The organism is uncultured Granulicatella sp. (genome assembly GCF_963545075.1).
Taxonomy (GTDB): domain Bacteria; phylum Bacillota; class Bacilli; order Lactobacillales; family Aerococcaceae; genus Granulicatella.
Genome location: NZ_CAUUHX010000058.1, coordinates 1 through 10,772, shown reverse-complemented (window position 1 = coordinate 10,772; position 10,772 = coordinate 1). Strand labels below are relative to the sequence as shown.

Below are 10,772 nucleotides of genomic sequence, written 5' to 3'. Positions count from 1 at the left end.
CTAACATACGAACATTTGTTTGATTTAGTGTACAATTTGTGCTATGATTACGTAAAAGATATAGAGAAGGTGATACAATGTCAAATGGAAAAGATTCAAAACAAATCGATGTCCTACGTTTTATATATGAAGAAGTTAAAGAACATGGTTATCCACCTACAGTTCGAGAAATCTGTAATGCAGTTGGGCTTTCTTCCACTTCGACTGTACATGGACACCTTTCTCGTTTAGAAAAGAATGGATATATTCAACGAGATCCTAGTAAACCTAGAGCGATTGAATTAACACAAATTGGACTAAAAGCAATTGGAGCTACTGCTACTGCAATTCCAATGCTAGGAACTGTTACTGCGGGTTCTCCTATTTTAGCAATTGAAGAAGCAAATGGATTCTTTCCAATTCCACCAGACTTACAACAAGATGCAGAAGATTTATTCATGTTAACGATTAAAGGTGACAGTATGATTAATGCAGGAATCTTCGATGGCGATTCTGTTATCGTAAGAAAACAATCCACTGCTTCTAATGGTGAAATTGTGATTGCCATGACAGAAGAAGATACTGCTACCTGTAAAAGATTTTATAGAGAATCTGACCATATTCGCTTAGAACCAGAAAATGATCAACTAGACCCTATTATCTTACCGAATGTAACCATCTTAGGAAAAGTAGTCAGTCTCTATCGTAATCGAATTTTTTAATAATATATCAATGATGAACTCTTTGTTTTCGAAACAAAGAGTTTTTTATTTTTTTAAAAAACTTTCCATAGAACTTTGAGACTCGCTTTTGCGAGGCTGCTACCGTCCTTTACTAGTATAAAAATTCTGTTCCAAAACGCTCTCTCATATTTATCCATCAAAATAGAAAAGACCTTTCATAGTAGTAATCGCAAAAGTTGCCACTTTGGCAACTTTCGCTAGGAAAAATCAAGACCATGGCTTGATTTTTAGCCAAGAGACACCTTTAGGTGGCTACTGGCGTCCTTTACTACTATATAGAAAGGTCTTACTCTCAAACGCTCTCCCATGAATATCCGTCCAAATAGAAAAGACTCTTATAGTAGTAAGCGTAAAAGTTGCCTAATTGGCAACTTTTACTAGGAACTTTCGAGACCTTAGGCTCGAAAGTTAGGCATGAGACTCGCTTTTGCGAGTCTGCTGCCGTCCTTTACTACTATACAAGAGTCTATTTCGAATTCTTAAAATGTTTTTTGAACCTTCAACATATTTGTTGAACCTGTTTCTCCAACTTTAAGACCTGCAGTAAGAATTAATAATTCTCCTTTTTCAGCAAATCCTTTTTCTAATACGATATCATTTGCAAGTTTGAACATATCATCAGTTGACGCTGGTCTATCAATTACATAAGGTTGAACACCCCATACTAATGCTAAACCACGTTGTTGACGTTCAGTATAAGTGATAGCCATAATATTCGCACTTGGACGATACTTAGAAATCATTTTTGGAGTATGCCCTGATTGAGTTGCAGCTACAATTGTTTTAACGTCTAAGTTTTTAGCTGTATGCGCTACAGAACGAGCAATTGCTTCCGCTACATCTGATGCATCATAAGTTTTTAATTTAAATTTATCTTGTCCACGTAATTCACGTTCAGTACGTACACAAATACTTGCCATTGTTTTAACAGCTTCTACTGGGTAGTCACCTGCTGCTGATTCACCAGATAACATAACTGCATCTGTACCGTCAAAGATAGCATTTGCTACGTCCCCTGCTTCTGCACGAGTTGGACGAGGGTTACGTTGCATTGAATCTAACATTTGTGTAGCTGTGATAACTGGTTTACCGCAAGCGTTACATTTCTTAATTAAAGCTTTTTGAACGATTGGAACTTCCTCTGCTGGAATTTCAACACCCATGTCTCCACGAGCAACCATTAAACCATCAGATAATGCTAAGATTTCGTCAATGTTGTCGATACCTTCTTGGTTTTCAATTTTTGGAATAATTTGAATATGAGTTGCATTGTGTTCTTCTAATAAATCTCTGATTTCTTGAACGTCTGATGCACGACGAACGAAACTTGCTGCGATATAATCGATATCATTTTCAATACCGAAGATAATATCTGCTCTATCTTTTTCAGTGATCCCTGGCAATTTAGTGCTTACGCCTGGAACGTTAACGCCTTTTTTGTTTTTAACAACACCGCTGTTATTTACAACAGTTACGATTTCTCCATTTGCATGGTCAATTTCAGTAACTGTTAAACCTACTAAACCATCATCGATTAAGATAGTAGATCCAACTTTAACATCGTTAATTAATTCTGGATAAGTAATAGAAATTTTTTCTTTAGTTCCTAATACTTGTGTCATAGAAATACGTAATACATCACCAGTGAAGAATTCTAATGCTCCACCTTCCATATCATGTGTACGAATTTCTGGTCCTTTTGTATCTAATAAGATAGCAATCATTTTACCAGTTTCTTGACGTACTTTTTTAATATTATTAATACGTGCTAAATGTTCTTCATGGTCACCATGAGAGAAGTTTAAACGTGAAACGTTCATCCCTGCTTCTACTAATGCTGTTAATTTTTCAATTGATTCACTTGCTGGTCCAATTGTACATACAATTTTAGTCTTTTTCATAAAAAATTACTCCTTAATTAAAATGAAATTTCTTTATTTAATTGATATAATTCTAAGTTTGGTACATGTTTACCATTTGCTAATGTTTCTACGATGTCGTTATAAACAACTTTTTCGCCACGAACACCAACGCAAACTCCACCAATGCCTTCTTTTAATAAGTCAATGGCTTTTGCACCTAAACGACTTGCTAATACACGGTCACGAGCACTTGGAGATCCACCACGTTGAACGTGTCCTAATACTGTTACACGAGTATGGAAATCATCATCGTATTCCCATAATTTCTTAGCAAATTCTTCACCACTCATTACTCCTTCAGCTAAAAGAATAATCGTGTGTTTTTTACCATTTAAACGACCACGTTTTAATTCTGTTGCAACTTCAGCAATGTCAAAGTCTTGCTCAGGAATTAAAATCTGTTCTGCCCCACTTCCGATACCAGTCCATAAAGCAATATCTCCTGCATTACGTCCCATTACTTCAACAATAAACGTACGAACGTGACTTGTTGCAGTATCTCTTAAACGGTCTACTGAGTCTAATACTGTATTAATAGCAGTATCAAAACCAATTGTATAATCTGTACCTGGAATATCATTATCGATTGTTCCTGGAACTCCAATTGTTGGGAAACCTAATTTTGTTAAAGCTACAGCACCTTGGTAACTTCCATCTCCACCGATAACAACTAAACCTTCGATACCGAATTTTTTCAATTGTTCGATTCCTTTTTCTTGACCTTCACGGTGTGCAAATTCAGGATAACGAGCAGAATATAAGAAAGTACCTCCACGGCCAATCATATCTCCTACATCAGAAGCTTCCATTTTACGGATATCTCCTGCAACTAATCCTGCAAATCCATAGTTAATCCCATAGACTTCAAATCCTTCATAAATTCCTTTACGAACGATGGCACGAACTGCAGCATTCATACCTGGTGCATCTCCACCACTTGTTAAAACAGCAATACGTTTCAAGCTATTCACCTCTTAAAGTTAATTTTGGAACTCTTTTCCAATTTCTTTTCCTATTTTACCACTTTTCTACAAAAATGTCTTTTCTTTTCATTACTGAAAAGGTTTTTATTTTATAATTTTTACATTTTCTTCTCCGACAATGCTAGAAATGGCTTTTAAAGTCTCAGCATCGACTACTATGCCAGAGTTAAAATTCATTTTTAGAACCTGATCTTTACTCTCGATGTATAAAAGAACGGTTGTGTCTCCCGGATTATTAATAATGACATTTCTAATTTGATCGAACACTTCTTTAGTTTGTAACTTCTCAGTGATTTTAATGTAACATTTAATCGAAGTTGCCTGTGCTAATCCTTCAATTTCAAACAAGTTTAATACTTGTTGAACTTGTACTTGCCATTTCGATTGCAAATTCTTTCTCGTTTTTCCTTTTAATAACACTAATTGATTTTCTTCTAATAATGAGAACACCAATGGATAAACTTCTGAAAATACAACAAATTCCATTTCACCAGTTTCGTCTTGAATGGTTCCGAACGCCATGGGTTCCCCTTTTTTAGTGCGCGTCTTTCGAATATTTTTTAAAATTCCTAAAACTGATACTTGTTTTGATTCATAAATTGATGAAATTCGATTCGCTTTTTGCTCTTTATACAATATTTCATACGGTTCTGTTGGAAATGCTGATACCGGAAATCCTAATACTGCAATTTCACGTTCAATCCTCTCAATAATGTTGACGTCTTCTTCTTCGAAATATTTTGGATACATCTCTTCACTTAATTCTAAAGAGAGATTACTTCCATGAAATTTCACACTTTCAATCACTGCATCAATCGTAGCTCGTAATGTCGCTCGATTTTTTCCTAATTCATCAAAAGCTCCAGCATCAATTAAAGCTTCTAATACTTCTTTTTTACAATATCTTTTACCAATTCTAAAAGCAAAATCCATAAAGTCGATGAATGGACCATTTTGTTTACGTTGACTAAGAATTTCTTGAATAAAATCTCTTCTTAATCCTTTAATGGCATTTAATCCAATAAATATTCCATCTATTGTTGCAGTATAATCGTCGACACTAGTATTAATCGAAGGATTTTTTATTGAAATGCCTCTTTGTTTTGCTTCTATAAAATAAGTTTGTAATTTTGGAGAACGATCTCCCACAAATCTTAAAATAGCAGTATAAAAAGCACGTGGATAATGTGTCTTAAAATAAGCTAATTGATAGGCTAATAACGAATAAGCAAATGCATGTGAACGATTGAAGCCATAATTAGCAAATCTTTCGATATATTGGTACACTTCTGTTGCACTTTCTACATCAATTCCTTTTTCAATCGCTCCTTCAATAAAATGAGCTTTTTCAGTTTCAATAACTCTACCATCTTTCTTCCCAATTGCACGACGTAAAATATCTGCTTGTCCCAATGAGAATCCTGCCATTTGAGAAGTTACTTGCATAACTTGTTCTTGGTAAACCATGACTCCATATGTCGATTGAAGAATCGACTCTAATATTGGATGCGGATATTTCACCACTTCTTGCCCATGCTTCCGCTTAATAAAAGTATCAATTTGCTCCATTGGGCCTGGTCGATATAAGGCATTCACTGCAGCAATATCTTCTAAATTCGTTGGTTTCAATTTCTTTAATACCCGACGAATGCCATCTGATTCAAATTGAAATATCCCATTTGTATCAGCTTTTTGAAATAATTCGAGTGTTTTTTCATCATCTAGAGGAATCTCATTTAAGACAATGTCTTTCTGATATATTTTTTTAGTTAATTCAATCGAATCATGTAAAATTGATAAATTTGTTAGCCCTAAGAAGTCCATTTTTAACAATCCAATTTGTTCAACATATTTCATCGTATATTGTGTAATTGGCAATTGCTGTTCCTTATACATTAAAGGAATGACATCCGTTAATGGCTTATCATATAATACAACCCCTGCAGCATGGGTAGATAAATGTCGAGGTAATCCTTCAATGCGACAAGCTGTTTCAAATATCAATTGATTTTTTGAACTTCTCGCCACTAATGCTTGTAAATTTTTAGACTGTTCATAAGCACTCTTTAAATTAATTCCTAACTGATTTGGAATAGCTTTAGACCATTCTCCAGCTTGAACAGTGGTTAACCCTAGCACACGACATACATCTCTCAATGCTTGTTTACTACCAAATGTCCCAAAAGTAGCGATTTGAGCAACGTGATTGTCCCCATATTTTCTTCTAACATAATCTAATATATCTTCTCTACGATTATCCGGAAAATCTAAATCGATATCGGGCATTGTATATCGTTCCGGATTTAAAAAACGCTCAAATAATAAATCATACTCAATTGGATCTACCTTAGTAATATTTAATAAATAAGATACTAATGAACCCGCTGCTGAACCACGTCCAGGTCCTGTTTGAATGCCTGCTTCATGAGCATATTTCATAATATCCCATACAATTAGGAAATAATCGTCAAATCCCATTTGATGAATAATAGATAATTCATAATTCAGGCGTAATTGATACTCGTCTTGTACTAATCCTTTGTCTTTTAAAGATTGCTGACAAATTTCTTGTAAATATTCCTGACTCGTTTTTCCTTCTGGTGTTTGGAATTTTGGAAGTAAAAGTTCGTGCTTTGGGAGTTCCCATTTTAATGAATCGACAAATGTTTGTAAGTGGTGGACTAATTTTCCTTCTAATACAGTCGACCAATGTTGAGCCAAAGTTTTCTCATCCTGTAAATAATATTGCCCACTCACCTCAGCTTGAGTCGTACTTAGCGTCTCACCATCTCCAATAGCTTTTAATACTCGATAACTAAAATCATCTTCTGCTTTTAAATAAAAAGTTTTAACAAAAGGAAGAAGTTTTGTAGAAAAATCCTTTGTCCATTCTTCTAATTGTTCTAGAGAAATTGGTAAAGCTTGGTTTGATTCAATTCCTAAATAAATATTTGAAAAATAACGTTCTTCTGCTTCAAATAACCAACGTTGAAAAGCCACTTCCCCATTCGAACATTCCAATGCCCATTCACTATTTTCTTGTGGGAATACTATTTGTAAATGATTGGAAGCTTCTTTGATTCTTTGTTCCATAGTTTTAGAAACAACTTTGGACATTTGATATTGAGTCGATAATTCAATTAATGTTTGATATCCAATTTCATCTTTTGCATAGACAACCATGGATGATAAGTCTTCTGCATTTCTCCATTGTTTATATTGAAATACACAACCAATAACAGGTTCAATCTGCTGTTGACGACATAAATTATAAAATTCAATCGCTCCATGTAAGACACCTTCATCCGTTAAGACTAATTTTTGATACCCCAATGATTTAGCAGTCATTACATATTTAGATAAATCAATCGTACTTTTCAATAAACTATAACCACTAGTAACTTGTAAAATCGTAAATGTCATAATGATTCCTTTCTATCATTTCTTCTCACTTATTATAACGGTTGAATAGAATTTTGTACAAATATTGTGGTGTTGTTTTTTAACAATTTGATTCAAGTAAGCTTTAAGAAATTTTACTTGTATGAATTTCATTCATTGTCTATAATGGATTTGAAAGAAGGTGTCGAAATGAAATACCTCGTAACTTTTGTTTGGGGATTTATTTTAAGTCAAGTAACTTATTATTTAGGTTCTGCATTAGCACAATCTCCATATAACTTTACAAATGCAGTAGTCGTTGGAATATTAGTTTCATGTGGGATTGTATTAATCCAACACGTCTTTATGAAACCAACAAAAACTGCCCCACAATCACATCAATAAAAAAAGCATCTCAAAGAGATGCTTTTTTTATTATGAAAATTCTAACGAACCTTCCCATAGTAGCTCAAGTACAAGAAGCCAAGTGGCTTCTTGTACAGGAAATTTCGAGACCTTAGGCTCGAAATTTAGCAATGAGACAGCTCGCTGGCTGCTTGCGTCCTAGCTACTATAGACTAGTCTTATTAAAATTATGGTAATTATTGTTCAATCTCACGTTCTTGCGCCCATTCGAAGTGGAATACACCTGGTTTATCCACACGATTATAAGTGTGAGCACCAAAGTAGTCACGTTGCGCTTGAATTAAGTTAGCTGGTAACACTTCTGAACGATAAGAATCATAGTAAGCTAATGCACTTGAAAATGTTGGAACAGGAATTCCTGCTTGAACAGCTGTCACAACAACTTCACGAACCGCTTCTTGATAAGATTCAGTTACATATAAGAAATATTTATCTAATAATAAGTTTTTCAATTCTGGATCACGTTCAAATGCATCCGTAATTTTTTGTAAGAATTGAGCACGAATAATACATCCAGCACGGAAAATTTTCGCGATTTCTCCATAATTTAATTTCCAATCAAATTCTTCACTCGCAACACGCATTTGAGCAAATCCTTGTGCATAACTCATAATTTTTGAGAAATACAATCCTTTACGAACTGATTCGATTAATGCTTGTTTTTCAGTATTTGATAATTCAGGAACTTTAATTGGAGATAATTCTTTACTTGCAACTTCACGTTCTTCTTTTAATGTAGAAATATAACGTGCAAATACAGATTCAGTAATTAATGGAAGTGGCACACCTAAGTCTAATGCACTTTGAGAAGTCCATTTACCAGTTCCTTTATTACCAGCAGTATCCATAATTACTTCAACCATTGGTTTACCTGTTTCAGGATCTTTTTTAGTTAAGATATCAGCAGTAATTTCAATTAAGTAACTATCTAATTCACCAGTATTCCAAGATTTGAATACTTCTGCAGTTTCTTCAACAGTTAATCCACCTACACGACGTAAAATATCATAACTTTCAGCGATTAATTGCATATCACCATATTCGATACCATTATGAACCATTTTTACATAATGACCTGCTCCATTTGGACCTACGTAAGTCACACATGGTGCACCATCATCAGCTTTAGCAGCAATTTCTTCTAAGATTGGCGCTACTAAATCATACGCATCTTTTTGTCCACCAGGCATAATAGCAGGACCTTTTAACGCTCCTTCTTCACCACCAGAAACTCCTGTTCCGATAAAGTTAATACCTGAGTTCGCTAACATTTCGTTACGACGGATTGTATCTTGGAAGAATGTATTTCCTCCATCAATTAAGATATCTCCTTTATCTAAATGTGGTAATAAACTTTGAATTGTTTTATCAGTTGCTTCACCAGCTTTAACCATTAATAAAATTCTTCTTGGTTTTTCTAATGAATCTACGAACTCTTCCACTGTATAAGTTGGAACTAATTTTTTGTCTGGATGTAATGCAATCACTTCATCTGTTTTTGAAGATGAACGGTTAAAAATTGAAACTGAATAACCACGACTTTCAATATTTAATGCTAGATTACGACCCATTACTGCCATACCAACGACACCAATTTGTTGTTTTGACATTTTGAATTCCTCCAATATTTTATAAATTTACCTTGTCATCATACCAAAATTTACAATTTTAGGAAAGCTATTTGCACTCAAAGAAAATTTTCATAACTATTCTACTTGTTTATTTAAAGTAATTCATGTAAACTAACAATGATTTGAAATAAAGGAGAGATACTAGTGTCAAGAAAACCAAGAAAAAAACAAAAACGTAATCTTTCAACAATGGAAAAAATTACTCGTGTTGTTGTATGGTTTATGTTATTAGCAACATTAGGAGTTATCGTATTCCAATTTGCAATGACTGTTATGAATTATAAATAGTAAAAAAACGATTATAACCTCTACGTTATAATCGTTTTTTTGTTTCATTAAAATTCAGCTTTTAAAGCTTCAACTTTATCTAATTTTTCCCATGGTAAATCTACATCTTTACGTCCAAAGTGTCCGTAAGCAGCAGTTTGTTGGTAAATTGGTCTACGTAATTGTAATGTTTCAATAATTCCTTTTGGAGTTAATTTGAATACTTTACGAATCGCAGCAATTAATTTTTCTTCTGAAACATGATTTGTTCCAAAAGTATCCACAGAAATCGATACTGGTTGAGCTACTCCAATCGCATAAGCTAATTGGATTTCACATTTATCCGCTAAACCTGCAGCTACTACGTTTTTAGCAATATAACGAGCAGCATAACTTGCTGAACGGTCTACTTTAGTTGCATCTTTTCCTGAGAATGCTCCTCCACCATGACGAGCATATCCACCGTAAGTATCTACGATAATTTTACGACCTGTTAATCCAGAATCTCCAACTGGCCCACCGATTACGAATTTTCCTGTTGGATTAATGAAGTAACGTGTCTCATCATCTAATAACTCACTTGGTACAACTGGTTTTACAACATATTCTAAAATATCACGATGAATTTGTTCTTGAGAAATTTCTTCATCATGTTGTGTACTTACAACAATTGTATCAATACGTTTTACTTTATGGTCAGTAGTGTATTCAACCGTTACTTGAACTTTACCATCTGGTCCTAAATAGTCTAATTGTTTTTCTTTACGAACTTTCGCTAATTGATAAGCTAATTGATGACTTAAGTAAATTGGCATTGGTAAGTAAGTATCTGTTTCATTAGTGGCAAAACCAAACATTAACCCTTGGTCTCCTGCCCCAAACTCTTCTTGTTGTCCACGAGTTTCTAAAGCATCATTAACCCCCATTGCAATATCTGGTGATTGTTTATCTAAAGAAACCATGACAGCAACGCTATCCGCATCATAGCCATACTTGCGATCAGCATAACCAATTTTACGAATCGTATCTCTTGCAATTTGTTGATAGTCGACTGTAGCTGTTGTTGTAATTTCACCAACTAATACGACTAAACCTGTATTAACGACAGTTTCGCAGGCTACACGAGCAGTTGGGTCTAGAGCTAAAATAGCATCTAACACTCCATCACTAATTTGGTCTGCGATTTTATCGGGATGTCCTTCAGTAACAGACTCCGATGTAAATAAAATTTTTTCCATTGTGTTTCCCCCATTCAATTCCGGTTACAAGGCATCTACACATTGTGCATCCTCTCGGGAATATCATATTTTTTAAGACTCAACCATTATAGCATTATTTTTGAAAATTCCTAGTATTATTTCTCTTTTTTATACATTTATTTTTTGAACGTAAAGTTTCAAAGTAACTTCTAGTTAAGTATCAAAACTAGAAGTTAGTATG

At 34.2% G+C, this 10,772-nt stretch carries 7 protein-coding genes, 1 pseudogene and 1 riboswitch; of the genes and pseudogenes, 3 read left to right on the top strand and 5 right to left on the bottom strand.

The window, feature by feature from the left end; genetic code table 11:
- The first annotated feature begins 77 nt into the window (after positions 1–77).
- Positions 78–701 carry a transcriptional repressor LexA gene (lexA, locus tag RWZ86_RS07470; protein WP_314681025.1) on the top strand — a complete coding sequence of 208 codons (624 nt, stop codon included), beginning with the start codon at positions 78–80 and terminating at the stop codon, positions 699–701.
- A gap of 512 nt (positions 702–1,213) precedes the next feature.
- On the opposite strand, the pseudogene pyk reads toward lexA, so the two are convergent.
- From pyk to dnaE, 3 genes and pseudogenes are all read right to left on the bottom strand, one after another.
- A pseudogene (gene pyk / locus RWZ86_RS07465) lies at positions 1,214–2,623 on the bottom strand (pyruvate kinase); the annotation flags it as partial.
- A 17-nt stretch (positions 2,624–2,640) separates the two neighbouring features.
- A complete protein-coding gene (gene pfkA / locus RWZ86_RS07460; protein ID WP_314681023.1) occupies positions 2,641–3,606 on the bottom strand; it encodes a 6-phosphofructokinase in 966 nt (321 codons plus the stop codon).
- A 105-nt stretch (positions 3,607–3,711) separates the two neighbouring features.
- Positions 3,712–7,050, bottom strand: coding sequence for a DNA polymerase III subunit alpha (gene dnaE / locus RWZ86_RS07455; protein WP_314681021.1), 3,339 nt, complete (start codon positions 7,048–7,050; stop codon positions 3,712–3,714).
- A gap of 168 nt (positions 7,051–7,218) precedes the next feature.
- Between dnaE and RWZ86_RS07450 the strand changes: the two genes are divergently transcribed.
- The gene (locus tag RWZ86_RS07450; protein ID WP_314681019.1) at positions 7,219–7,413 is read left to right on the top strand and encodes a YjzD family protein; all 195 of its coding nucleotides are present in this window, start codon (positions 7,219–7,221) and stop codon (positions 7,411–7,413) included.
- Positions 7,414–7,610: 197 nt separating this feature from the next.
- Here RWZ86_RS07450 and gndA read toward each other — a convergent pair whose 3' ends face one another.
- Entirely contained in the window at positions 7,611–9,044 is a 1,434-nt protein-coding gene (gndA, locus tag RWZ86_RS07445) for an NADP-dependent phosphogluconate dehydrogenase (RefSeq protein WP_314681016.1), read from the bottom strand.
- Positions 9,045–9,209: 165 nt separating this feature from the next.
- Here gndA and RWZ86_RS07440 point away from each other — a divergent pair, with 165 nt between their 5' ends.
- Positions 9,210–9,353 (top strand): DUF4044 domain-containing protein, encoded by a 144-nt coding sequence (locus tag RWZ86_RS07440; protein ID WP_020991322.1) that lies wholly within the window; start codon positions 9,210–9,212, stop codon positions 9,351–9,353.
- A 47-nt stretch (positions 9,354–9,400) separates the two neighbouring features.
- Here RWZ86_RS07440 and metK read toward each other — a convergent pair whose 3' ends face one another.
- Positions 9,401–10,570 (bottom strand): methionine adenosyltransferase, encoded by a 1,170-nt coding sequence (metK, locus tag RWZ86_RS07435; RefSeq protein ID WP_314681014.1) that lies wholly within the window; start codon positions 10,568–10,570, stop codon positions 9,401–9,403.
- Positions 10,568–10,644: riboswitch (SMK box riboswitch) on the bottom strand. Its footprint overlaps the gene before it by 3 nt.
- Positions 10,645–10,772 lie beyond the last annotated feature (128 nt).